This window comes from Variovorax sp. JS1663, assembly GCF_002157355.1.
Taxonomy (GTDB): Bacteria; Pseudomonadota; Gammaproteobacteria; order Burkholderiales; family Burkholderiaceae_C; genus Variovorax.
On record NZ_LYMK01000029.1, the window covers coordinates 1 to 22,671 of the forward strand.

General features: G+C 68.9%; 19 protein-coding genes and 1 riboswitch. Of the genes, 4 read left to right on the top strand and 15 right to left on the bottom strand.

Annotated elements, in window-relative coordinates; genetic code table 11:
- Nucleotides 1–71: 71 nt before the first annotated feature.
- From mdtD to A8M77_RS22365, 6 genes are all read right to left on the bottom strand, one after another.
- On the bottom strand, nucleotides 72–1,490 hold the full coding sequence (gene mdtD / locus A8M77_RS22340) for a multidrug transporter subunit MdtD (protein ID WP_086923708.1): 1,419 nt from the start codon (nucleotides 1,488–1,490) through the stop codon (nucleotides 72–74).
- A 47-nt stretch (nucleotides 1,491–1,537) separates the two neighbouring features.
- Complete coding sequence (erpA, locus tag A8M77_RS22345) at nucleotides 1,538–1,903, bottom strand: iron-sulfur cluster insertion protein ErpA (RefSeq protein ID WP_086923709.1); 366 nt, start codon at nucleotides 1,901–1,903, stop codon at nucleotides 1,538–1,540.
- Between the two features lie 130 nt (nucleotides 1,904–2,033).
- Nucleotides 2,034–2,426 carry a 30S ribosomal protein S9 gene (gene rpsI / locus A8M77_RS22350; protein ID WP_086923710.1) on the bottom strand — a complete coding sequence of 131 codons (393 nt, stop codon included), beginning with the start codon at nucleotides 2,424–2,426 and terminating at the stop codon, nucleotides 2,034–2,036.
- A gap of 11 nt (nucleotides 2,427–2,437) precedes the next feature.
- A complete protein-coding gene (gene rplM / locus A8M77_RS22355) occupies nucleotides 2,438–2,869 on the bottom strand; it encodes a 50S ribosomal protein L13 (RefSeq protein ID WP_086923711.1) in 432 nt (143 codons plus the stop codon).
- 170 nt (nucleotides 2,870–3,039) lie between these two features.
- The gene (locus A8M77_RS22360) at nucleotides 3,040–4,263 is read right to left on the bottom strand and encodes a S1C family serine protease (protein WP_086923712.1); all 1,224 of its coding nucleotides are present in this window, start codon (nucleotides 4,261–4,263) and stop codon (nucleotides 3,040–3,042) included.
- A complete protein-coding gene (locus A8M77_RS22365; RefSeq protein WP_086923713.1) occupies nucleotides 4,260–4,919 on the bottom strand; it encodes a hypothetical protein in 660 nt (219 codons plus the stop codon). The genes A8M77_RS22360 and A8M77_RS22365 overlap by 4 nt, the downstream gene beginning before the upstream one ends.
- A gap of 126 nt (nucleotides 4,920–5,045) precedes the next feature.
- Between A8M77_RS22365 and A8M77_RS22370 the strand changes: the two genes are divergently transcribed.
- Nucleotides 5,046–5,945: a 23S rRNA (adenine(2030)-N(6))-methyltransferase RlmJ gene (locus tag A8M77_RS22370; RefSeq protein WP_086923714.1), complete on the top strand. Its 900-nt coding sequence runs from the start codon at nucleotides 5,046–5,048 to the stop codon at nucleotides 5,943–5,945.
- Here A8M77_RS22370 and A8M77_RS22375 read toward each other — a convergent pair whose 3' ends face one another.
- From A8M77_RS22375 to ahcY, 4 genes are read right to left on the bottom strand one after another with little or no spacing between them, the layout of a single operon-like run.
- Nucleotides 5,946–6,629, bottom strand: a complete 684-nt coding sequence (locus A8M77_RS22375; protein ID WP_086923715.1) for a septal ring lytic transglycosylase RlpA family protein — start codon at nucleotides 6,627–6,629, stop codon at nucleotides 5,946–5,948.
- Nucleotides 6,626–7,459 carry a methylenetetrahydrofolate reductase [NAD(P)H] gene (gene metF, locus A8M77_RS22380; protein WP_086923716.1) on the bottom strand — a complete coding sequence of 278 codons (834 nt, stop codon included), beginning with the start codon at nucleotides 7,457–7,459 and terminating at the stop codon, nucleotides 6,626–6,628. The genes A8M77_RS22375 and metF overlap by 4 nt, the downstream gene beginning before the upstream one ends.
- The gene (locus A8M77_RS22385) at nucleotides 7,437–8,234 is read right to left on the bottom strand and encodes a TlyA family RNA methyltransferase (RefSeq protein ID WP_086923717.1); all 798 of its coding nucleotides are present in this window, start codon (nucleotides 8,232–8,234) and stop codon (nucleotides 7,437–7,439) included. The genes metF and A8M77_RS22385 overlap by 23 nt, the downstream gene beginning before the upstream one ends.
- A 15-nt stretch (nucleotides 8,235–8,249) precedes the next feature.
- A complete protein-coding gene (ahcY, locus tag A8M77_RS22390; RefSeq protein ID WP_086923718.1) occupies nucleotides 8,250–9,677 on the bottom strand; it encodes an adenosylhomocysteinase in 1,428 nt (475 codons plus the stop codon).
- Between the two features lie 74 nt (nucleotides 9,678–9,751).
- A riboswitch (S-adenosyl-L-homocysteine riboswitch) is annotated at nucleotides 9,752–9,819 on the bottom strand.
- Between the two features lie 97 nt (nucleotides 9,820–9,916).
- Here ahcY and A8M77_RS22395 point away from each other — a divergent pair.
- Together A8M77_RS22395 and A8M77_RS22400 are read left to right on the top strand one after the other, a co-directional pair.
- Nucleotides 9,917–11,545, top strand: coding sequence for a peptide chain release factor 3 (locus A8M77_RS22395; RefSeq protein ID WP_086923719.1), 1,629 nt, complete (start codon nucleotides 9,917–9,919; stop codon nucleotides 11,543–11,545).
- The gene (locus tag A8M77_RS22400; RefSeq protein WP_086923720.1) at nucleotides 11,545–12,336 is read left to right on the top strand and encodes an HAD-IIB family hydrolase; all 792 of its coding nucleotides are present in this window, start codon (nucleotides 11,545–11,547) and stop codon (nucleotides 12,334–12,336) included. The genes A8M77_RS22395 and A8M77_RS22400 overlap by 1 nt, the downstream gene beginning before the upstream one ends.
- 12 nt (nucleotides 12,337–12,348) lie before the next feature.
- Here A8M77_RS22400 and A8M77_RS22405 read toward each other — a convergent pair whose 3' ends face one another.
- Both A8M77_RS22405 and trxC read right to left on the bottom strand, forming a co-directional pair.
- On the bottom strand, nucleotides 12,349–13,182 hold the full coding sequence (locus A8M77_RS22405; RefSeq protein ID WP_086923721.1) for a DUF4399 domain-containing protein: 834 nt from the start codon (nucleotides 13,180–13,182) through the stop codon (nucleotides 12,349–12,351).
- 111 nt (nucleotides 13,183–13,293) lie between these two features.
- Nucleotides 13,294–13,731 (bottom strand): thioredoxin TrxC, encoded by a 438-nt coding sequence (gene trxC / locus A8M77_RS22410; protein ID WP_086923722.1) that lies wholly within the window; start codon nucleotides 13,729–13,731, stop codon nucleotides 13,294–13,296.
- 81 nt (nucleotides 13,732–13,812) lie between these two features.
- On the opposite strand from trxC, the gene A8M77_RS22415 reads away from it, so the two are divergent.
- Nucleotides 13,813–14,658, top strand: a complete 846-nt coding sequence (locus A8M77_RS22415) for a GNAT family N-acetyltransferase (protein ID WP_086923785.1) — start codon at nucleotides 13,813–13,815, stop codon at nucleotides 14,656–14,658.
- A gap of 16 nt (nucleotides 14,659–14,674) precedes the next feature.
- On the opposite strand, the gene A8M77_RS22420 is transcribed toward A8M77_RS22415, so the two are convergent.
- The 3 genes from A8M77_RS22420 to uvrA form a co-directional block, all read right to left on the bottom strand.
- The gene (locus A8M77_RS22420) at nucleotides 14,675–15,631 is read right to left on the bottom strand and encodes a Bug family tripartite tricarboxylate transporter substrate binding protein (RefSeq protein WP_086923723.1); all 957 of its coding nucleotides are present in this window, start codon (nucleotides 15,629–15,631) and stop codon (nucleotides 14,675–14,677) included.
- A 90-nt stretch (nucleotides 15,632–15,721) separates the two neighbouring features.
- Nucleotides 15,722–16,768, bottom strand: coding sequence for a histone deacetylase family protein (locus tag A8M77_RS22425; RefSeq protein ID WP_086923724.1), 1,047 nt, complete (start codon nucleotides 16,766–16,768; stop codon nucleotides 15,722–15,724).
- Entirely contained in the window at nucleotides 16,768–22,656 is a 5,889-nt protein-coding gene (gene uvrA / locus A8M77_RS22430) for an excinuclease ABC subunit UvrA (RefSeq protein WP_238136923.1), read from the bottom strand. The genes A8M77_RS22425 and uvrA overlap by 1 nt, the downstream gene beginning before the upstream one ends.
- Between the last annotated feature and the right edge of the window lie 15 nt (nucleotides 22,657–22,671).

Consider the following 22,671-nt stretch of genomic DNA (forward strand, 5'->3'; position numbering starts at 1 on the left):
GGCGCACCAAAGTGCGCAATCCACGATACCGGAGACGAGCCCCTCGCTGACCTATCGAGCGACCATGATGTCTAGTGTTGGCCCGAGACCTCGGGCTGCTCGGGCTGCACCGCGCGCGCATGCGGCGGCAGGTGCCAGAAGATCAGCGCCGAAGCCACCGTGATCAGTCCCATGCTGGCAAAAGTGGCCTGGAAGGCATGCAGCGTCGCCAGCGTGCTCGCGTGGCCGAACACCTCGCCGTAGCCGGCCAGCACCGCACTGGCGGCGGCCACGCCCAGGCTCATCGCCAGCATCTGCACCATCGACAACAGGCTGTTGCCGCTGCTGGCCATGTCCTGGTCGAGGTCGCGCAGCGTCACCGTGTTCATGGCGGTGAACTGGAGCGAATTGACCGCGCCGAAGGCGACGAGCTGCAGGATGTGCAGCGCCACGGGCTGCTCCGGCGCGGCCAGCCCGAAGCTGGCCATCGTGAGCCCGACCAGCGAGGTGTTGACCACCAGCACCCGGCGGTAGCCGAAGCGCGTGATCAGCGGCGTGGCCACCCGCTTCATCGCCACGCCGGCCAGCGCGATCGGCAGCATCATGAGTCCCGCCCGAAGCGGCGTGTAGCCCATCGACACCTGCAGCAGCAGCGGGATCAGGAACGGCATGCAGCCGCTGCCCAGGCGCGAGAACAGGTTGCCGAGCAGGCCGATGCTGAGCGTGGGAATGCCGAAGAGCGACGGATCGAAGAGCGGATCGGTGCGCCGCAGCGCATGCAGCCAGTAGGCGGTGATGCTCGCAAAACCGAAGACCAGCAGCAGCAGCACGCCGGCTTCACGCAGGCCGAGGCCCGAGACGCCATCCAGGGCAAGCGAGATCGCGACCATGCCGAAGGCCAGCATCGCGTAGCCGGCGCCGTCGAAGGGGCGCTGCAGCACGGCGCGCAGGTCCGGCATCAGCCGCAGGGTGGCGATGCAGCCGGCCAGCCCCACAGGCACGTTGATCAGGAAGATCCAGTGCCAGGACGCGTACTGCACCAGCCAGCCACCAAGGGTGGGGCCGAGCAGCGGGCCGATCAGCCCCGGGATCGCCACGAAACTCATCGCCGCCAGGAATTCGGCGCGCGGCACCGTGCGCAGCAACGCCAAGCGGCCCACCGGCAGCAGCAAGGCACCGCCCATCCCCTGCAGCACGCGCGCCGCCACCAGTGGCCCGATACCGCGCGACAGCGCGCAGGCCACCGAGCCGATCACGAAGAGGACAATGGCGGCGAAGAACACGCGCCGGGTACCGAAGCGATCGGCGATCCAGCCCGAGGCAGGGATCAGCATGGCCATCGTGAGCGAATAGGCCACCACCACCGACTGCATGCGCAGCGGGCTCTCGCCCAGGCTGGCGGCCATGGCGGGCAGGGCCGTGTTGATGATGGTGGCGTCCAGCGTCTGCATGAAGAAGCCGACGGCCACGAGCCACAGCAGGCTCTTGCGCGTGGAGAAGGTGGTGCTCATGAACGAGAAAGCCGCCCGAAGGCGGCTTTCGCAGGAGGCTCAGGCCCTCAGGCCGAGAAGCTGGATCCACACCCGCAGGTGCTCGTGGCGTTGGGGTTCTTGATCACGAACTGGGCGCCCTGGAGGTCTTCCTTGTAGTCGATCTCGGCGCCGACGAGGTACTGGTAGCTCATGGCGTCGATCAGCAGGGACACGCCGTTCTTGGTCATGGTCGTGTCGTCCTCGTTCACGATCTCGTCGAAGGTGAAGCCGTACTGGAAGCCCGAGCAGCCGCCGCCCTGGACGAAGACGCGCAGCTTGAGATCGGGGTTGCCCTCTTCGGCGATCAGGTCAGCCACCTTGGCGGCCGCACTGTCGGTGAAGACGATCGGGTCGGGCATCTGGGTTTGAACGTTGTCGGCGACGGCACTCATGGATGGAAACTCCTGTGGGGAGGCCGAACGCAGCGGCCAAGAAACAAATGCTACTGCAATAACCAAAAAGCCGCCCGGAGGCGGCTTTTTGACAGTGCGAGCAACAAGCCCAAAAGGCTCGGGCGACCGGTCAGCGTTTCGAGAACTGCTTGCGGCGGCGTGCGGAATGCAGACCGACCTTCTTCCGTTCCACTTCGCGGGCGTCGCGGGTCACGAAGCCGGCCTGGCTCAGCACGGGCTTGAGCGAGGCGTCATAGTCGATCAGCGCACGGGTGATACCGTGGCGGGTCGCGCCGGCCTGGCCCGATTCGCCGCCGCCAGCCACGTTGACCATGATGTCGAAGGTCTCGACGTTGTCGGTCAGGTACAGGGGCTGCTTGGCAATCATGATCGAGGTTTCACGGCCGAAGAACTCGGTGATGTCCTTGCCGTTGACCGTGATCTTGCCGGAGCCTTTTTTCAGAAACACGCGGGCGACGCTCGATTTGCGACGGCCGGTGCCATTGTTCCATTCACCAATCATTCGGAAGCTCCTTAGATTTCCAGCGCTTTGGGCTGTTGGGCGGTGTGCGGATGCTCGCCGCCGCCGTACACCTTGAGCTTCTTGATCATGGCGTAGCCCAGCGGACCCTTGGGCAGCATGCCCTTGACGGCCTTTTCCAGGGCGCGGCCCGGATGCTTGGCTTGCATGTCGCGGAAATTGGTGGCGGTGATGCCGCCCGGGTAGCCCGAATGGCGGTAGTACACCTTGTCGAGCGGCTTGGCGCCGGTGACACGCAGCTGGGCTGCATTGATGACGACGATGTAGTCGCCGGTATCGACGTGAGGCGTGTAAATGGCCTTGTGTTTGCCGCGCAAACGGAGAGCAACTTCGCTGGCTACTCGTCCGAGGACCTTGTCGGTCGCGTCAATCACAAACCACTCGTGCGTCACGTCAGCGGGTTTCGCGCTGAACGTTTTGGTCATGAGTTTTCCTGGCAGGAAAGAGGTTTGGCGGGCCCTTTTCCACGGTCGGTGTTCCTCTTTCGGGAACCTCTTAGGTGGGAAGATGGACTTCGCCGCGGGACCACTAAAGCGCTGCGAAGCCCGCGATTATATGAAATTCGGGGCAAGTCAGGCAAATCGCCCCGCAGGCGTCAGCGAAGCACGCGCACCAGCTCGATCGCCTCGTTGGTGGCACTGGCGTTCCCACGCCGGTGCTCCGCCTCGAAGCGCACGACCCGGCGCAGCTCGTTGGAATACCAGGCGGCCCCCTCGAAGCGGGTGCCGACCGGGGAAGCCCCGGTACCGTAGGAGGCGTAGATCCACCCGCTGTAGACGATCTGGAACACCCTCAGGTCGACACCATCCACCCGCATCGACCGCTCCCCGGTGACCACGGCATCCAGCTCGTGGCGCCATTTGTCCCCCGCGCTCGCCACGTAGTCCAGGTGCCAGCGCATCCCGGGCTTCACGTCCTTGCGCACCCAGCCGCCCGGCGGTGACGAGGCGTCGAACATCCCGCCGACCGGGGATGTCACGGACACCACCTGGCCGTCCGCCTTCTCAACGCGGCCGCCCATGTTGAAGAACAGCTCGTCGCCGGCAATGCGATCCAGCCGGTAGACGAACGTGGACTTGTTGCCGGTCAACCGGTCGGTGCGCACGTACTCGAGGATGTCGCCGGTGCGCAGCGGATCGGCCGGCCCGCGCACGCCCGCCAACCGGGCTTCGGCGGCCGGCCGCTGCGCCAGCGCCGCCTGGGCACGGGCGGGGACCTCCGCCAGTAACTCGGCCGGCACCGCGAAGTTCAGGTTGCCAGGGTCGCGCGCGCCGAAGGTGGTGATGCCGAGCAGACGCCCTTCGCTGTCGAACAAGCCGCCGCCGCTGGAGCCCGCCGAGAGCGCGGCTGTGGTCTGCAGCAGGCGGCCGTCCTCGCCGCCACGCAGGCCGGAAAGAATACCTTCGCTCAACGTGTTCTCCAGCCCTCGCGGACTGCCGATGGCATAGACCCGCTGTCCCACGCGCTCGGAGCCCGCCGGCGCGAACGGCACGGGCGGCTCGCGGAAGTTGGCCACCTTGATCTGGCACAGGTCGCGCTCGACGTCGGGGTATTCGAGCACGGCTTCGTAGCTGACGTTTTCCCGGTGGATCACGAAGCCGCTCGCCTTCGCCAGCACATGGCAATTGGTGACCAGCCGGCCCGGCGCCACCACGACGGCGCTGCCGCCGCCCAGCGGGCGCGCCTGTGCGTCGAAGGTGCGCACGGTCCAGACGCCGGGCGACGCCTTGGCAAACAGGACTTCGGGTTCAAGCGCCTGCGCGCTGCCTGCGGCCATGGCGATGGCCAGCAGCCCCGCCCGGATGAACGCGGCGCTCACGGCTTGGCCGGCAGCAATGCGTTGAGATCGTCCAGCGAGACCCGGACGGGCGACGCCGGACTCGCTGCTGTGGGCGCGGCGGACGCGCGCGCGACCGGAACGGGTTCCGGCGCAGCCGCTGGAGCCACTGGAGCGGCTGCCACCGCCGGGGCGGCAACGCGCTCGGCCTCGCGCTCCGCATCCTTTCGGGGCACCGTTGCCGGCGTAGGCGCCGCTGCCGCCACTTCGGTCGTGCCGAGCTTGACCCCCGCCAGGGCTTGGTCGCCCTGCTGGGCGCTGCGGTCGAAATAGCGCTGCTCGCCGAAGACCAGTTGCATCCAGCTCGGGTAGTTGAAACCCGAGCCGTTGCTGGCATCGACGGCCACGCCGATCAGCCCGCCAAGGATGATGTTGCCCACCATGCCCCCATTCACGCGCGACACCGCCTGCCCGCCCGCGGGTGCCTGGCCGTCGTGCGTGCAGTGGATCGAGAGATTGCCGCCCGACCGTTTGACCGGCACGCTCTGGCCGGACAGCGTCATGGCCTCGCTCTTGTCGTTGGCCAGCCTGCATTCGGCGCCCTCGATCACCCGGCCGGCCGGCGTGAGCGTCTCGATCTTGATCGCCTGCGTGGTGCCGTGTGTGACGGAGGCACAGCCGGTCAGAATAGACAACATGCCCGCGCACGCGCACAGGCCCCAGAATCTCCAGCTGGCTCCTCGCATTCCTCGATCCCTCAGTCATTGGTTGTAACGGCGCGAGAGTCTAGCCGTAACCCATTCTTCTTCCAGGCACTATTCCTCATGTTCAGCTACCGCCATGCCTTCCATGCCGGCAATCACGCCGACGTGCTCAAGCACACGGTGTTGATCGCCGTGCTCGACCACCTGCTGGAAAAAGAAACCGCGCTCACCGTGGTCGACACCCACGCCGGCGCCGGGCTTTACCGGCTCGACGGCGACTACGCGGGCACCAGCGGGGAGGCGGCCGAAGGGGTGCTGCGCCTGCTGTCGCCGGAAGCCCAGCCCGACGCAGCACCGGTGGCCGAAGCGCTGGCACGCTACCTGGCAGTGGTACGGGATTTCAATCCCAAGGGCGGCGCGCGCATCTACCCCGGCTCGCCCTTCATCACCCATCACCTGCTGCGCGAGCAGGACAAGCTCAAGCTCTTCGAACTGCATCCCACCGATGCGCGCACGCTCGCCGCGAACATCGCCCAATTGGAGGCCGGGCGCCAGATCGCGGTGCTGCGCGACGATGGCTTCGGCAGCGCCACCAAGTTCCTGCCACCGCCCTCGCGCCGGGCCCTGGTGCTGTGCGATCCGAGCTACGAGATCAAGAGCGACTACGCGCGCGTGCTCGACTTCATCGGCGCAGCGCTCAAGCGCTTCGCCACCGGGAGCTATGCGGTCTGGCACCCGATCATTCCGCGGCCGGAGGCACACGATCTGCCGCGCCGCCTCAAGACGCTGGCGACCAAGGCCGGCAAGCCCTGGCTGCATGCGACGCTCACGGTCAAGTCGAGCAAGATCGTGACGGACGCCGCCGGCGCCCAGCATCGTCCGGGCCTGCCGGCCAGCGGCATGTTCCTGATCAACCCGCCCTACACGCTCAAGGCGCAACTCGAGGCCGCGCTGCCGCTGATGGCCCAGCGCCTCGCGCAGGACCGCCACGCGTCCTTCTCGCTCGACGCCGGCGCCTGATCAGCGCCGCAGCCGCGGCGGCACTTCGCGGGTGCGCCGGGGCGCGAGCTGCTTGGCCGGCCTGGCGGCTGCCGCTTCAGGCGGCGCCGCATCGAGCGCGTCCGCGTCGAGCACCGTGTCGCCGCAGCGCGTGCTGTTCTTGTTCACGATGGAGAGCGCCACCTGCTTGATCCCGAGCCCCAGCATGCCCAGCGCATCTGCCGCGGCCCGGCTCAGGTCGATGATCCGCCCGGACGCATAGGGGCCACGGTCGTTGATGCGCACCAGCACCTCTCGCCCGTTGACCAGGCTGCGCACGCAGACGCGGGTGTTGAAGGGCAGCGTCTTGTGCGCGGCGGTCAAGGCCGTCATGTCGAAGCGTTCGCCGTTGGCGGTCTTGCGCTGGTGGAACTGGATGCCGTACCAGGAAGCGCCGCCGCGCTCGAAGATCTCGCTCGGCCCCGAGTCACCCGGGATGCCGTCGTCCTCCGCCGTGCCGGAGATCGCGAGGTCGTAGCGCACCGAGGGCACCTGCGACCGCGGCGGTGCACCGGCCGGCAGCGCAGGCTGGCGTGTCAGGGGACGCAGGCCGGTGCCGGGCACTTCGTTCGCCGGATCCGGCGGCTTGGGCTGCGTCGTACAGGCAGCCAGCGCGGCCGCCGCCACCACCAGCCCCAGCCTTTCCGCGAGCCGGCGCCCGCTCATCCGCCCCAGCCCAGCCGATCCAGCAACGCGAGCGTCGCCACCGACTGGTTCATGGTGTAGAAGTGCAGCGCGTGCGCCCCGCCCGCGCGCAGGCGCTCGCAGAGGTCCGTCACCACGTCCAGGCCAAAGGCCTTGATGGAGGCGGTGTCATCGCCGAAGCCCTGCAGCCGCAGCCGGATCCAGCGCGGGATCTCGGCGCCGCAGGCATCGGAGAAGCGCATCAGCTGCGTGGAACTGGTGATCGGCATGATGCCCGGCACGATCGGCGTGTCCAGGCCGAGCTTGCGTGCCTCGTCCACGAAGCGGAAGTAGGCCTCGGGGCTGAAGAAGTACTGCGTGATCGCCGAGTCGGCCCCGGCGCGCACCTTGGCCGCGAAGGCCTGCAGGTCGGCTTCGGGCGAGCGTGCCTGGGGATGCACCTCCGGATAGCAGGCCACCTCGATATGGAAGTCGCGACCGGTCTCTTCGCGGATGAAGGCCACCAGGTCGCTCGCGTAGTGGAACTCGCCGCCCATGCCGTAGCCGCTGGGCAGGTCGCCGCGCAGCGCGACCAGGCGCTTGACGCCCATGGCCTTCAGCGCCGCCAGCTGCTCGCGCACCGTGCTGCGGGTGGCGCCGATGCAGGAGAAGTGACAGGCCGCGTCGACCCCTTCCTCCAGGATCTCGCGCACCGCGCCGAAGGTGCCGGCCTGCGTGGAACCGCCGGCGCCGTAGGTCACCGAGCAGAACTCGGGTTGATGCGCATACAGCTGCTGGCGCACGGCGCGCAGCTTGACCACGCCTTCAGGCGTCTTGGGCGGAAAGAACTCAAAGCTCAACGGAAGGCGCACGGCCGGCTCCTGGTGTTCCGCTCGCGAGAGCGGCATGAATGAAGAATTCGCGGTTGCCGTCGCCGCCCGCGATCGGGCTGTCGAACCAGCCCCGCACCTGCAGGCCGAGCACCTCGCAGGCCGTGCGCAGACGTTGCTCGACCACCGGGTAGAGCGCGGCATCGCGCACGATGCCGCCCTTGCCGATCTGCGCCGGCTGCAGCTCGAATTGAGGCTTGACCAGCATCAGAAGCTCACCCTGGCTTGCGAGCAAGGGTAGCAGCGACGCCAGCACCAGGGTCAGCGAAATGAAGGACAGGTCGCCCACGATCAGGTCGAACGGAGCCTCCGCGCCCGGCGCGCCGCTCAAGATCGAGGCGTCGAGCGCACGCGCATTCACGCCTTCGAGGGCGGTCACGCGCGCATCGCCGCGCAGCCGCGCATGCAGTTGCCCATGCCCCACGTCCACGCCCACCACGTGGCGGGCCCCCTGCTGCAGCAGGCAGTCGGTAAAGCCGCCGGTGGACTGGCCGACGTCGAGGCAGCGCTTGCCCTTCACGTGGATGCCGGCAACGGCCAGCGCGCCCTCGAGCTTGAGTCCTCCGCGCGAGACGTAGCGTGCCTCGGCTGCATCGAGCAGCTCGAGCTCGGCATCCGGTGGCACCTCTTCACCGTTCTTGCCCACCGTGCGCCAGCTCATGCCGTCGCGCCAGCGCAGCCCGCCCGCGATCAGCCGCGAGGCCTGCGAGCGCGAGGCGGCCAGGCCGCGTTCGACGAGCAACTGGTCGGCGCGCACGGCTGCGCGGTCCGATCAGTAGCGGTAGGTGTCCGGCTTGTAGGGGCCGTTCTTGTCCACGCCGATGTAGGCGGCCTGGGCGTCGGTCAGCACCGTGAGCTGGGCGCCGAGCTTGGACAGCTGCAGGCGCGCGACCTTTTCGTCCAGGTGCTTGGGCAGCACATAGACCTTGCCGGCCTGGTACACGTCGGGCTTGGTGAAGAGCTCGATCTGCGCGATGGTCTGGTTGGCGAAGGAGGAGCTCATCACGTAGCTCGGGTGGCCCGTGCCGCAGCCCAGGTTCACCAGCCGGCCCTTGGCCAGCAGGATGATGCGTTTGCCATCCGGGAAGATCACGTGGTCGACCTGCGGCTTGATCTCCTCCCACTCGTACTTCTCGAGCGAGGCGACCTCGATCTCGTTGTCGAAGTGGCCGATGTTGCAGACGATCGCCTGGTCCTTCATCGCGGCCATGTGGGCGTGCGTGATGACGTCCTTGTTGCCGGTGGTGGTGACGAAGATGTCGGCCTTGTCGGCCGCATATTCCATCGTCACGACGCGGTAGCCTTCCATCGCGGCCTGCAGCGCGTTGATGGGGTCGATCTCGGTCACCCACACCTGGGCGCTCAGCGCGCGCAGGGCCTGGGCCGAGCCCTTGCCCACGTCACCGTAGCCGGCCACGCAGGCCACCTTGCCGGCGATCATCACGTCGGTGGCACGCTTGATGCCGTCCACCAGCGACTCGCGGCAGCCGTACAGGTTGTCGAACTTGCTCTTGGTCACCGAGTCGTTCACGTTGATGGCGCGGAACAGCAGCGTGCCCTTGGCGGCCATTTCGTTGAGGCGATGCACGCCGGTGGTGGTTTCCTCGGTCACGCCGATGATCTCGGCCGACTTGCGGGTGTACCAGGTGGGATCGACGGCCAGCTTGGCCTTGATCGCGGCGTAGAGGATGCGCTCTTCCTCGCTGGTCGGGTTGGCCAACACGCCCTGGTCCTTCTCGGCCTTCTGGCCCAGGTGCATGAGCAGCGTGGCATCGCCGCCGTCGTCCAGGATCATGTTCGGGCCTTCGCCGGCCGTGCCCTTGGGGCCGAAGTCGAAGATGCGGTGGGTGTAGTCCCAGTAGTCTTCCAGCGACTCGCCCTTGATCGCGAAGACCGGCGTGTCGGTCGCGGCGATGGCTGCGGCGGCATGGTCCTGCGTCGAGAAGATGTTGCAGGAGGCCCAGCGCACGGTGGCGCCCAGCGCCTGCAAGGTCTCGATCAGCACCGCGGTCTGGATCGTCATGTGCAGCGAGCCGGTGATGCGCGCGCCCTTCAGGGGCTGGCTCTTGGCGTACTCGTCGCGGATGGCCATCAGGCCGGGCATTTCGGTTTCCGCGATGCGGATTTCCTTGCGGCCCCAGGCGGCCAGGGAGATGTCGGCGATCGCCTGGTCGGCGGCGGATTTGAGAACAGCGCTCATGTTTGGCTCCAAAACAAAGTTTGAAAATGCCGCTGGGTCGGGCTGGGTCGGGGTCGAAGACTCACCGCGAGAACAGCGGGTGAGCGTGGTTGCGATGGGGTCCGAGCCTCACGCCTGATGGCGCTGCAACGCTCCTCGGAAGCGGCGAATTTTACCTGAGCGGCGCCCGGATGCCACCGGCAACGATAATCGCCGGTTCGGCCGGCCGCCGCGGCCGCCTTCGATCTCCGCGCCTTTCCATGTCCTTCGCCTCCGAAACCCGCCGCCGCCGCACCTTCGCGATCATTTCCCACCCGGACGCCGGCAAGACCACGCTGACCGAGAAGCTGCTGCTGTTCTCCGGCGCGATCCAGATCGCCGGCTCGGTGAAGGCGCGCAAGGCCTCGCGGCACGCTACCTCCGACTGGATGGAGATCGAGAAGCAGCGCGGCATCTCGGTGGCCAGCTCGGTGATGCAGATGGCCTACCGCGAGCACGTGATCAACCTGCTCGACACCCCCGGCCACAAGGACTTTTCGGAAGACACCTACCGCGTGCTGACCGCGGTCGACTCGGCCCTGATGGTGATCGACGCAGCCAACGGCGTGGAGGCGCAGACCCGGCGCCTGATCGAGGTCTGCCGCCAGCGCGACACGCCCATCATCACCTTCGTCAACAAGATGGACCGCGAGGTGCGCGAGCCGCTGGAGCTGCTCGACGAGATCGAGCGCGAACTGGGCATGCCCTGCGTGCCCATGACCTGGCCGGTGGGCCAGGGCAAGAGTTTCGGCGGCATCATCAACCTGCGCACCCAGGCGATGACGGTGTTCGAGTCGGGCAGCGAGCGCCTGCCGCAGGACTTCGAGACCATCCCCCTGTCCGACGGCGGCACGCTGCAGAAGCGCTTCGGCCACGAGTTCGAGACCGCGACGGAGAGCATGGAGCTCGCCACCGGCGCCTCCCCCGCCTGGGACCGCGAGGCCTTCCTGGCCGGCAAGCAGACGCCCGTGTTCTTCGGCTCCGGCGTCAACAACTTCGGCGTGATGGAGGTGCTGGACGCCCTGGTCGACCTGGCACCGCCGCCGCAGCCGCGCATCAGCACCACGCTGGTCAACCGCCAGCCGGTGGTGCGCGAGATCCTGCCCGACGACAAGGATTTCGCCGGCGTGGTGTTCAAGGTGCAGGCCAACATGGATGCCAACCACCGCGACCGCATCGCCTTCGTGCGCATGGCCTCGGGCAAGTACACGCCGGGCATGAAGCTGAAAGTGCAGCGCACCGCCAAGGAGCTGCGCCCGACCAGCGTGGTCACCTTCATGAGCCAGCGCCGCGAGGCGGTGGAAGAGGCCTACGCCGGTGACATCGTCGGCTTCACCACCCATGGCGGCGTGCAGCTGGGCGACACCATCACCGACGGCGCCTCGCTGCAGTTCACCGGCCTGCCCTTCTTCGCGCCCGAGCTGTTCATGACCGTGATCCTGAAGAACCCGCTGCGCACCAAGCAGTTGCAGCAAGGCCTGGCCCAGTTGGGCGAGGAAGGCGCGATCCAGGTGTTCCGGCCCGAGGTGGGCGGCCCCATGCTGCTGGGCGCCGTGGGCCAGTTGCAGTTCGAAGTGGTGCAGCATCGGCTGAAGACCGAATACGACGCCGATGTGAGGCTGGAGGGCTGCCAGTACACCGGCGCGCGCTGGATCACCGCCGACACGCCGGCCGAGCTGCGCGCCTTCACCGACGCCTACCCTGCCCGCATGGCGCGCGATGCGGCCGACACGCTGGCCTACCTGTGCACCTCGCCCTACGACGTGCGGCTGGCGCAGGAGCGCTTCCCCAAGATCCATTTCCATCCGCTGCGCGAGCATGCGGGCCTGGCGCTGCAGACGGCCGGCTGATGCAGCCCCTCTCGCAATGGCCGCCTGCGGCGCGTCGCGACCTGGTGGGCGTGTTCACCGACATCGACGACACGCTGACCACCGAGGGCGCGGTCACGTCCGATGTGCTCGACGCGCTGGGCGCCCTGCGGGCCGCCGGCCTCGCGCGGGTCGCCATCACCGGACGGCCGGTCGGCTGGAGCGAGCCCTTCGCGGCGGTCTGGCCGGTGGATGCGATCGTGGCCGAGAACGGCGCCGTGGCCCTGGTGCGCACCGCCAAGGGTGCGGTCGAGAAGCGCTACCAGCAGGACGCCGTGACGCGCGCGCACAACTTCGAACGCATGCAGGCGGTGCTGGCGCGCGTCGAGCGCGAGATCCCTGGCGCGCGCCGCGCAACCGACTCCGCGGGGCGCGAGTGCGACATTGCCGTCGACCACAGCGAGTTCACCCGGCTGGACGACGCCACCATCGCGCAGGTGGTCGCGCTGATGCGCGGCGAAGGCATGCATGCCACGGTCAGCAGCATCCACGTCAACGGCTGGTACGGCGACCACAACAAGCTCGAAGGCGCGCGCTGGATCGTGCGCGAGCTCTGGGGCCGGCAGCTCGGCGACGAAATGCAGCACTGGGCCTACGTGGGCGACTCCACCAACGATGCGCTGATGTTCGAGCATTTCGCGCACAGCATCGGGGTGGCCAACGTGCGCCGCTTCGAGAGTGCGCTGTCGCACCTGCCGCGCTACGTGGCGCCCAGCGAGCGCGGCGCGGGCTTCGCCGAGGTGGCGGCCGCCATCCTCCAGGCCCGCGCTTGAAGCGAAGGATCTTCAGGGCACGCTGAAGGCGACCGGCTTCGTGCCCGCCATGGTCCGGCCGTCGCCGTTGTTGACGAACTCGGCCCGCGCTGTGTAGCTGCCCTTGGGCGGGTGGAGCCAGAGTTCGGTCTGGCCGCCGTCGAGCTCGATCAGCTCGGCCTTTTGCCCCGGCCGCTCCAGCACGAGCCGGAAGTGGCCCGTTTCCGCCAGCTTCGGCGCCGCATGCGCGACGTTGTAGCCGCTCGCATGCAGCTGGATGCGCAGCGGCGGGACCTGCGCGCTCTTGTCCGCCGGACTCAGCATCTCGATGCGCGGCGTGCCCAGCAGGCTGGCCGGCGCGACGCCCTTGTTCTGCTTGCTGACCATGAACCGCAGCGGCTTGCTGTACACGAAAAATGGGATGTGCCCCTGGTCGGCCAGCACCAGGCGCAGCGTGTAGCTGCCCGGCGGCAGGTCCACCACCGTTTCCATCTGGCCCTTGCCGAAATGGATGTACTGCTCGGTAAAGGGCAGCGGCTTGCGGAAGTCCAGGGGCAGAGGCTGGTTGATCAGAAGGTGATGGTGGCCCGCATGGCCCGCGCTGTGCCCGGCGGGCACGATGCCGCGCATCGAGAGCCCGAATCGCGCGACGAAGGGCGATTCCAGCGTGGCGCCATCCTTCAGGTTGCTGAAGTAGGCCTCCGGCGCCCAGTTGGGCGGCGGCACCACCCACTTGTGGGTGGGGAGTTCGCCCTGCTCCGCGGGCGCGGTCGGCGCCTGTGCGAGCGCGGCGCCCATGGAAAAGACGAGGCAGGCGAGCGCCAGGATCTTGCGCAGCGACGCGCACCGACGTGGATAGACCGACATTGAGACTTCCCCCTTCGAAGAAGTTGATTTTTACATCGGTTTACATCGGACTCGCCGCACGCCATGCCCCCCCCCGTGACGCATGCCACGTACGCCGCACACATCCCCAGCTCAGCGCAGGTGCGACCGCACCCACCGCACGATGTCCGCCGCGCCCATCGCACCGGCCTGGCGTGCGATCTCGCGACCGCCCTGGAACAACGCCAGCGTCGGGATGCTGCGGATGTTGAAGCGCGCGCCGAGGCCCGGCACGGCCTCGGTGTCGACCTTGGCCAGCCGGACCTGCGGCTCCAGCTGGGCCGCCGCCTGCTCGAAGCCAGGCGCCATTTGGCGACAGGGCCCGCACCAGGGGGCCCAGAAATCCACCAGCACCGGGATCTCGTTGCGGCCGACATGGCGATCGAAGGCGGCGGCATCCAGCGCCGTCGAGTGGCCGGTGAAGAGCGGCTGGTGGCAGTTGCCGCAATCCGGTGCGCTTCCCATCTGCGCGCTGCGCACGCGGTTGGTGGTGTGGCAATGCGGGCAGACGACGTGCAGCGATTCGTTCATTGGCAGTTCCTGCGGGGTATCTGTTTGACGTGGGGCTCGCCGCGGTGATTGCAAGCCGCCTGTGGCGCCACAATGCCGCGCATGGACTGCCGCATCCGAACCATGCGCCCCGGCGAAGTCGCGCTCGCCATCGAGTGGGCGGCGCGCGAAGGCTGGAATCCCGGCCTGCACGACGCCGCGTGCTTCCACGCGGCCGATCCCGATGGCTTTCTCGTCGCCGAGCGCGAGGGCGAGGCGGTGGGCTGCATCTCCGCGGTCTCCTATGCGGGACAGCTCGGCTTCATCGGCCTGTACATCGTGCAGCCGGCCTGGCGTGGGCGCGGCGTCGGGCTGCAGTTGTGGCAGGCCGGGATGGCACGCCTGTCGGGCAGGGTGGTCGGCCTCGACGGCGTGCCGGCGCAGCAGGACAACTACCGCAAGAGCGGCTTTGTGCTGGCCTGGAACAACGCGCGCTTTGCCGGCACGGCGCGCGAAGCCGCATCTGCCACGCCGTCGCAGATCGTGGCGCTCGCCTCGGTCGACTTCGCCGCGCTGTGCACCGACGACCGCCGCGTCTTCCCTGCCCCGCGCGCAGCCTTTCTGCGCCAATGGATCGCGATGCCCGAGGCCGCGGGCGTGGCCTGGATGGAGGACGGCCGCCTGGCAGGCTGGGGCCTGATCCGCCGCTGCCGCGAGGGCCACAAGATCGGCCCGCTGGTGGCCGACGGCCGCGGGATCGCCGACGCCCTGTACGCTGCACTGTGCGCCCGCGTGCCCGCGGGCGACGCCGTCTACCTCGACGTGCCCCTTCCCAACGCGGCCGCCGTGGCATTGGCACAGGCCCAGGGCCTCCGCAGCGTCTTCGAGACCGCCCGCATGTACGCGGGCCCGGCGCCCGCCGTCGAGCTGCAGCGGATCTACGGCGTCACCACCTTCGAGCTGGGCTGACGCCTGCCCTCTGCACTCATTGCGGCTTGGCCAGCCCCAGCTTCTCGATCAGCGCCTTCTCGCGCGCGAAGGTGGTCTGGGCAAACTTCGTGTAGTCGGCCGAGCTCAGGTAGTTGGGCAGCATGTCGTAGCGCCCCAGGGCGGCCACGTAGCTGGGCTCCTCCATCGCCTGCTTGAAGGCGTCGTGCAGCTTCTTCACGACCTCCGGCGGCGTGCCCTTCGGCGCACCGATGCCGAAGGGCGAGTTCTGCACGATGTCGTAGCCCAGTTCCTTCAGCGTCGGCGCGTCGGGGAACTTGGCCAGCCGCTTCTCGCCCCAGGTGTTCAGCACGCGCAGCTTGCCGGCCTCCACCTGCGGCGCGAAGCCGGTGCTGTCGGCCGCGGCCATCAACTGGCCGCTGATCACCGCCAGCATCAGGTCGGCGCTGCCCTTGTACGGCACATGCTGCAGCTCGATGCCGGCCTGCTGCGCGATCAGCTCGGTCGTGAGGTGGGGGCTGGTCAGGGTGCCGGTCGAGCCGTAGGTCAGCTTGCCGGGATTGGCCTTGGCATAGGCGACGAAGTCCTTCCACGTCTTGAAGGGACTGTCGGCCGGCACGACGATACCGAAGGCGTAGCCGGTGACGTTGATCACGTAGTTGATGTCCTTCACCGGGTCCCAGTTGATCTTGGTGGTGTAGGGCAGGCGGAAGACGCCCAGCGGGATCTGGCCGACGGTGTAGCCGTCGGCCGGCGCCGTCTGCAGCGCCTGCGCCGGCAGCGTGCCGCCGGCTCCGGGCTTGTTCTCGACCACGATCGGCTGGCCGATGATCTTTGAGGCGTTGTCGGCCAGCTGCCGCATGGTGATGTCGGTGGGCCCGCCGGCCGGGAAGGCGATCACCAGCTTGATCGGCTTGGCGGGAAAGGCCTGGGCGTGTGCGAGGGAAACGGTCAGGCCTAGCACAGCGGCGCACAGAAGGGAACGACGAAACATGGAAGGCTCCAGGACAGCAAAGGCCGTCATTTGGCCGCGCCCGCGCCCGCCGGGGCAATCCGGACAGACCCCCGGCCTGTCGCCGCGGCGTCAGCCCGCGCGGTGCATGAAGCCGTCGAGCACGTTCACCGCGTTGATGCCCACCGCCTCCACCGCGTAGCCGCCCTCGAAGACAAACACGGTGGGCAGGCCGGCACCCGCCAGGTCCTCGCCGATGCGCAGGTAGTCGGGCGTGGCCAGACGGAAGCCGGCGATGGGGTCGCCCTCGAAGGTGTCGAGCCCGAGCGACACCACCAGCGCGCCCGGCCGGAAGTCGGCGATGCCGCGCAGCGCCTCCCGCAGCGCCTCGCGCCAGCGCTCGAAGCCGGTGCCGCGCGGCAGCGGCAGGTTGCGGTTGAAGCCCAGCCCGGCGCCAGCACCCTGCTCGTCCGCATAGCCCAGGTAATAGGGGTATTCGGTGTGCGGGTCGCCGTGGAGGCTGGTGAACTGCACGTCGGCGCGCTCGTAGAAGATCGCCTGCGTGCCGTTGCCGTGGTGGTAGTCGATGTCCAGCACCGCCACGCGCTCGACGCCCGCATCGCGCAGCGCCTGCGCCGCGATCGCGGCGTTGTTCAGGAAGCAGTAGCCGCCGAAGAAATCCACGCCGGCGTGGTGGCCTGGCGGGCGCGTCAAGGCGAAGGCGGCGCGCTCGCCCCGCAGCACGTGGCCGGCCGCGGCCAGCGCGCAGCCGGCGCCGGCGCGCGCGGCCGCCCAGGTGCCACTGGTGAGCGGCGTGCCCGCATCGTAGGAAAAGAGGCCCATGCGCGCCGCGAAGCTGGCAGGCAGCACGTCGTGGCGGAAGCTGCGGATCGGCCAGCAGGAAGGCAGCGCATCGCGCTGCGCATTGGCAGGATCCAGCGCGACCCATTCGTCCCAGGCGCCGGCCAGGAATTCGAGATAGCGCGGCGCATGGACCCGCGCCAGCACCGCCAGGTCGGGCTCGCGCGGCTCCTCCACCGGCCCGAGTCCGCGGCGCTTCAGCGCCGCCAGCACGTAGTCGGCGCGCGAGGGCACCTCGAAGCAGGGCACCAGCTCGCCGCGGAACATCTCCACCTTGCCCTGGTGCAGCACGTGCTGCGCGTTGTAGACGGTGCGCATCAGGCTTCCCTGCGGACCGGGCGCGGTTCGGCCAGTGCAGGCTGCACGGGAAGCTGCAGCACCTCGTGGCGGCCGGCGCCACGCGCCAGCACCGGCGCCAGCGCCACGCCGGTGTGGGTGCGCAGGCGCACCACCTCCTCCGGCGGCGCGGCCGCCACCACGCGGCCGCCGCCGTCGCCGCCCTCGGGACCGAGGTCGATCAGCCAGTCGGCCTCGGCGATCACGTCGAGGTCATGCTCGATCACCACCACGCTGTGCCCCCCGTTCACCAGGCGGTGCAGCACGTGGATCAGCTTCTCGACATCGGCCATGTGCAGGCCCACCGTGGGCTCGTCCAGCACGTAGAGCGTGTGCGGCGCCTTGTTGCCGCGGCGCGTGACGTCGTCGCGCACCTTGGAGAGCTCGGTCACCAGCTTGATGCGCTGCGCCTCGCCGCCCGAAAGCGTGGGCGAGGGCTGGCCCAGCGTGAGATAGCCCAGCCCCACGTCCTTGAGCAGCTGCAGCGGATGGCTGATGTTGGGCATGGAGGCGAAGAACTCCACCGCCTCGTCCACCTCCATCTGCAGCACGTCGCCGATGCTCTTGCCGCGCCAGCTCACGGCCAGCGTCTCGGGGTTGAAGCGCGCGCCGTGGCAGACCTCGCAGGGCACCTTGACGTCGGGCAGGAAGCTCATCTCGATCGTGCGCACGCCCGCGCCCTCGCAGCCCGGGCAGCGGCCCTCGCCGGTGTTGAAGCTGAAGCGGCCCGGGCCATAGCCGCGCGCCTTGGCTTCCAGGGTGTCGGCGAACAGCTTGCGGATGGTGTCCCAGAAGCCGATGTAGGTCGCGGGACAGCTGCGCGGCGTCTTGCCGATGGGCGTCTGGTCGACCTCGAGCACGCGGTCGATGGTCTCGTAGCCCTCCACGGCGGCGCAGCCCGCCCAGGCCGGGCGCTTGCCCGCGGCATCGGCATCGCGGCCCGCCTTGGTCATGCGCTGCACGACGATCGCATGCACGTTGGCCAGCAGCACGTCGCGCGCCAGCGTGGACTTGCCGGAACCGCTGACGCCGGTCACGGCCACCAGGCGATGCAACGGCAGCGAAACCGTGACCTGCTGAAGGTTGTGCAGGCTGGCGCCGCGCACGGTGAGCCAGTCGGGCGCGCCGGGCTCGGGCGCCGGTACCGGGCGGCGCGGCTGCAGCGGATGCCGGATCGCATCGCGCAGGTAGCGGCCGGTCTGGGACTCATGTGCAGCCTCCAGGTCGGCCACCATGCCCTGCGCCACCAGCCGCCCGCCGCGCTTGCCCGCGCTCGGGCCGATGTCGATGATGTGATCCGCGCGCCGGATGGTGTCCTCGTCGTGTTCCACCACCACCAGCGTGTTGCCCTTCTCGCCAAGCTTGTGCAGCGCATCCAGCAGGATGCGGTTGTCGCGCGCATGCAGGCCGATGGTGGGCTCGTCCAGCACGTAGCACACGCCCTGCAGGTTGCTGCCCAGCTGCGCCGCGAGCCGGATGCGCTGGGCCTCCCCGCCCGAGAGCGTGGGCGCGCCGCGGTCCAGCGTGAGGTAGCCCAGGCCCACCTCCTCGAGGAATTCGAGGCGGCTCCGGATCTCGGGCACCAGGTCGCGGGCGATCTCGGCCTGGCGGCCGGTCAGCGCGATGCGGTCGAACCAGATGCGGATGTCGGTCACGCTCATGCGGGCCAGTTGGGTGATGCCGATGCCCCCTTCGCCGCCGGCGCCGAAGAGCACCGCCCGCGCGGTCGGGTTCAGGCGCGTCCCCTGGCAGGTCGGACAGGCCACGTCCCCCACGTCCTCCGCCTCGGGCTCGGCGAAGGTCTGTTCGCGCCCGCGGTTGTCCTCAGCCATCGTCGAGTCGTCGTAGACCTTGCGCTGCTCCTTGGTCAGCTTGACGCCGGTCCCCACGCAGTCCGGGCACCAGCCATGCTTGCTGTTGTAGGAGAACAGGCGCGGGTCCAGCTCCGCGTAGCTGGTGCTGCACACCGGGCAGGCGCGCAGCGTGGAGAAGACATGGACACGGCCGATGCCGGCCGTGGGCGCACCGGCCATCATGGCGCCGCGCAATCCCGTCAGCTCGCTCAGCACGTGCACCACGCCCTTGCCGTGCTCCAGCGCCCGCGCCAGCGCCTCGCGCAGCTCGGCCTCCTTGTCCGGCTCCACGTCCAGGCTGGCCACCGGCAGCTCGATGGTGTGCTCCTTGAAGCGGTCGATGCGCGGAAAGCCGGTGGTCGGCAGGAACTCGCCGTCCACCCGCAAATGGGTGAAGCCGCGCGGCCGCGCCCAGTCGGCCAGCTCGGTGTAGACGCCCTTGCGGTTGCTCACCAGCGGCGCCAGCAGGCCGACGTGCTGGCCGCGGAAGTTCTTCAGCAGCTGCGCCGCGATGCTGTCCGGCGTCTGCGGCTGCACCGCCGCCCCGTCGTGCACGCAGTGCTGCACGCCCAGCTTCACGTACAACAGGCGCAGGAAATGCCAGACCTCGGTGGTGGTGCCCACCGTGCTCTTGCGCCCGCCGCGGGAAAGCCGCTGCTCGATCGCCACCGTGGGCGGGATGCCGTAGACCGCATCCACCTCCGGCCGCCCGGCCGGCTGCACGATGCTGCGCGCATACGCGTTGAGCGATTCGAGATAGCGCCGCTGCCCCTCGTTGAACAGGATGTCGAAGGCCAGCGTGGACTTGCCCGAGCCGCTGACGCCGGTCACCACGCTGAACTTGCCGCGCGGGATGTCCACCGACAGGTTCTTGAGGTTGTGCTCGCGGGCATGGACGATCTGCACCGCATCGCGGCCCGGCGCCGGCTGGGCGTTCGCCGCGTAGGCGCGGGCGGCGCGCTCGGCCACCTTGTAGGCGCCGGGGCCGATGGCCAGCTCGTAGTCGACCAGCGCCGCGCCGGTCAGCGAGGCGCGGTTCTCGCGCACCTGCTCGGGCGTGCCCACCGCCACCACCTGGCCGCCGCCCTCGCCGCCCTCGGGGCCGAGGTCGATGATCCAGTCGCTGGCGCGGATGACGTCGAGGTTGTGCTCGATCACGATCAGCGAATGGCCGGCATCGAGCAGCTTGCGCAGCGCGCGCATCAGCCGCGCGATGTCGTCGAAATGCAGCCCGGTGGTCGGCTCGTCGAACAGGAACAGCGTGCCCTTGCGCGCCAGCGGCTGCTTGCTGGCGCTGGCGTTCTTCGCCGCCTCGGCCAGGAAGCCCGCAAGCTTGAGCCGCTGCGCCTCGCCGCCGGAGAGCGTGGGCACCGGCTGGCCCAGCTTCACGTAATCCAGGCCCACGTCGACGATTGGCTGCAGCGTGCGCAGCACCTCGCGGTCCTCCGCGAACAGGGCAGCCGCCTCCGCCACGGTGAGCTCGAGGATGTCGGCGACGTTGTGGTTGCGCCCGCCGCGCTCGATCTTCACCTCCAGGATCTCTGGGCGGTAGCGCTTGCCGTCGCAGTCCGGGCAGCGCAGGTACACGTCCGACAGGAACTGCATCTCCACATGCTCGAAGCCGGAGCCACCGCAGGTGGGGCAGCGCCCGTCGCCGCTGTTGAAGCTGAACTTCGAGGCGGTGTAGCCGCGCTGCTTCGACAGCGCCGCGGTGGCGAAGATCTCGCGGACCGCATCCCATGCGCCGACGTAGCTCGCCGGATTGGAGCGTGCCGTCTTGCCGATCGGCGACTGGTCGACGAAGACCACTTCGCCGAGCTGCTCGGCCCCGAGCAGCCGGTCGTGCGCGCCCGGTGTCTCGGTGGCCTTGCCGAAATGCCGCATCAGCGCGGGCGCCAGCACGTCCTGGATCAGGGTGGACTTGCCGGAGCCGCTGACGCCGGTCACGCACACCAGCCGCGCGAGCGGGAACTCGACGCTGATGCCCTGCAGGTTGTGCTCGCGCACGCCCTCGAGCACCAGGCGCGGCGTGTTGTCGCTCACCATGCGCTTGAAGCCCATGCCGATCTGCTTGCGTCCGCCCAGGTACTGGCCGGTCAGCGTGTCAGCGCTGCGCAGGTCGCCGGTGCTGCCGTCGAACACGATCCGTCCGCCGCGCGCGCCGGGGCCCGGCCCCATGTCGATCACGCGGTCGGCGGCCAGCATCACGGCCGGGTCGTGCTCCACCACCACCAGCGTGTTGCCGGCGTCGCGCAGGCGCAGCATGGCCTCGGTGATGCGGTTCATGTCGCGCGGATGCAGGCCGATGCTGGGCTCGTCCAGAACGAACAGGGTGTTGACCAGCGAGGTGCCCAGCGCGGTCGTCAGGTTGATGCGCTGCACCTCGCCGCCGCTCAGGGTGCGGCTCTGGCGGTCGAGTGTGAGGTAGCCGATGCCGACGTCGTGCAGGTAGCGCAGACGGGTGGTGATCTCCTCGAAGAGGAGCTTGAGGGCCTGCGCTTCGCCATGCCTTACTCCTTCCCCCTCTGGGGGAAGGCTGGGATGGGGGCTCGGGGCCTGTGCACGCGCCGTATGCCCCCTCCCCTGCCCTCCCCCAGAGGGGGAGGGTGCCTCGTTCATGCCGTCGAAGAACTGCCGCAACCGCTCGATCGGCAGCAGCATCAGGTCATGCAGGCACAGGCCCGGCAATGCCTCGAGCTGCCCGCGCGACCACTTCACGCCCACCGGCATGAAGCGCTTCGACGGCGGCAGCACCGCGTCCGCATCCTCCTTGCTGCCGATGCGCCACAGCAGGCTCTCCAGCTTCAGCCGCGCGCCTGCGCAAACGGGACAGGGCGTGTAGCTGCGGTACTTGGACAAGAGCACGCGGATGTGCATCTTGTAGGCCTTGCTCTCCAGGTAGCCGAAGAAGCGCCGCACGCCATACCACTGCTGATTCCACTTGCCGTTCCAATGGGGCGAGCCGTCGATCACCCAGGCCTGCTGCTCGGGCGTGAGCTTGTTCCAGGGCGTGTCGCGCGGGATGCCGGCCGCCTCGGCATGGCGCATCAGGTCGTCCTGCGCTTCCTTCCAGGCGGGGGTCTGGATGGTCTTGATGGCGCCGGCGCGCAGGGTGAGCTTGTCGTTGGGAATGACCAGGCCCAGGTCCACGCCGATAACGCGGCCGAAGCCGCGACAGGTCTCGCAGGCGCCCACGGCCGAGTTGAAGGAGAACATCGAGGGGATGGGGTCCGCATAGCGGATGTCGCTCTCCGGGCAGTGCAGGCCCGTGGAAAACTTCCAGACGTCCGGATCGGCGCCCTCTTGCGCAGACAAGGCATGCACGGTCAGGCGGCCGCTGCCGCGCTTGAGCGCCACCTCGATCGCTTCGATCACCCGCGCGCGCTCCGCATTCGCCATGCGGAAGCGGTCCGCCACCACGTCCAGCACCTTGCGCGGACCGGTCGGCGTGGCGACCTCGCGCTCGCCCTGGACGCGCGTGAAGCCGCTGGCCGACAGCCACTGCGCGACCTCGTCGGCACTGGTGCCGGCCGGCAGCTCGACCGGGAAGGTGAGCACCACGCGCGGGTCGCCGGCAGCAGCGGCGCGCGAGACGAGCTCGGCATAGATGGAATCAGGCGTGTCATGCCGCACCGGCAGCGCCGTCTCCCGGTCGAACAACTGCGCGGCCCGGGCATACAGCAACTTCAGGTGATCGTTGAGCTCGGTCATCGTGCCGACCGTCGAGCGCGAAGAGCGCACCGGGTTGGTCTGGTCGATGGCGATGGCGGGCGGCACGCCCTCCACCTTGTCGACCGCCGGCTTGTCCATGCGATCGAGAAATTGCCGCGCATAGGCCGAGAAGGTCTCGACATAGCGGCGCTGGCCTTCGGCGTAGAGGGTATCGAACACCAGGCTCGACTTGCCCGAGCCGCTCGGGCCGGTGACCACGGTCATTTCGCCGGTGCGGATGTCGAGGTCGAGGTTCTGGAGGTTGTGCTGGCGTGCACCGCGAATCCGGATGGAGCCCTGTGTCATGAATGCCTTGGGAAT

Excerpts from the sequence above, each read along its gene's own strand:
- rplM (WP_086923711.1), bottom strand. The coding sequence starts at position 2,869 with ATGACCAAAACGTTCAGCGCGAAACCCGCTGACGTGACGCACGAGTGG.
- A8M77_RS22405 (WP_086923721.1), bottom strand. The coding sequence starts at position 13,182 with ATGTCGGTCTATCCACGTCGGTGCGCGTCGCTGCGCAAGATCCTGGCG.
- A8M77_RS22370 (WP_086923714.1), top strand. The coding sequence starts at position 5,046 with ATGTTCAGCTACCGCCATGCCTTCCATGCCGGCAATCACGCCGACGTG.
- A8M77_RS22365 (WP_086923713.1), bottom strand. The coding sequence starts at position 4,919 with ATGTTGTCTATTCTGACCGGCTGTGCCTCCGTCACACACGGCACCACG.
- mdtD (WP_086923708.1), bottom strand. The coding sequence starts at position 1,490 with ATGAGCACCACCTTCTCCACGCGCAAGAGCCTGCTGTGGCTCGTGGCC.
- trxC (WP_086923722.1), bottom strand. The coding sequence starts at position 13,731 with ATGAACGAATCGCTGCACGTCGTCTGCCCGCATTGCCACACCACCAAC.
- A8M77_RS22425 (WP_086923724.1), bottom strand. The coding sequence starts at position 16,768 with ATGCGCACCGTCTACAACGCGCAGCACGTGCTGCACCAGGGCAAGGTG.
- rpsI (WP_086923710.1), bottom strand. The coding sequence starts at position 2,426 with ATGATTGGTGAATGGAACAATGGCACCGGCCGTCGCAAATCGAGCGTC.
- A8M77_RS22395 (WP_086923719.1), top strand. The coding sequence starts at position 9,917 with ATGTCCTTCGCCTCCGAAACCCGCCGCCGCCGCACCTTCGCGATCATT.
- uvrA (WP_238136923.1), bottom strand. The coding sequence starts at position 22,656 with ATGACACAGGGCTCCATCCGGATTCGCGGTGCACGCCAGCACAACCTC.
- A8M77_RS22400 (WP_086923720.1), top strand. The coding sequence starts at position 11,545 with ATGCAGCCCCTCTCGCAATGGCCGCCTGCGGCGCGTCGCGACCTGGTG.
- A8M77_RS22420 (WP_086923723.1), bottom strand. The coding sequence starts at position 15,631 with ATGTTTCGTCGTTCCCTTCTGTGCGCCGCTGTGCTAGGCCTGACCGTT.
- ahcY (WP_086923718.1), bottom strand. The coding sequence starts at position 9,677 with ATGAGCGCTGTTCTCAAATCCGCCGCCGACCAGGCGATCGCCGACATC.
- A8M77_RS22415 (WP_086923785.1), top strand. The coding sequence starts at position 13,813 with ATGGACTGCCGCATCCGAACCATGCGCCCCGGCGAAGTCGCGCTCGCC.
- A8M77_RS22375 (WP_086923715.1), bottom strand. The coding sequence starts at position 6,629 with ATGAGCGGGCGCCGGCTCGCGGAAAGGCTGGGGCTGGTGGTGGCGGCG.
- erpA (WP_086923709.1), bottom strand. The coding sequence starts at position 1,903 with ATGAGTGCCGTCGCCGACAACGTTCAAACCCAGATGCCCGACCCGATC.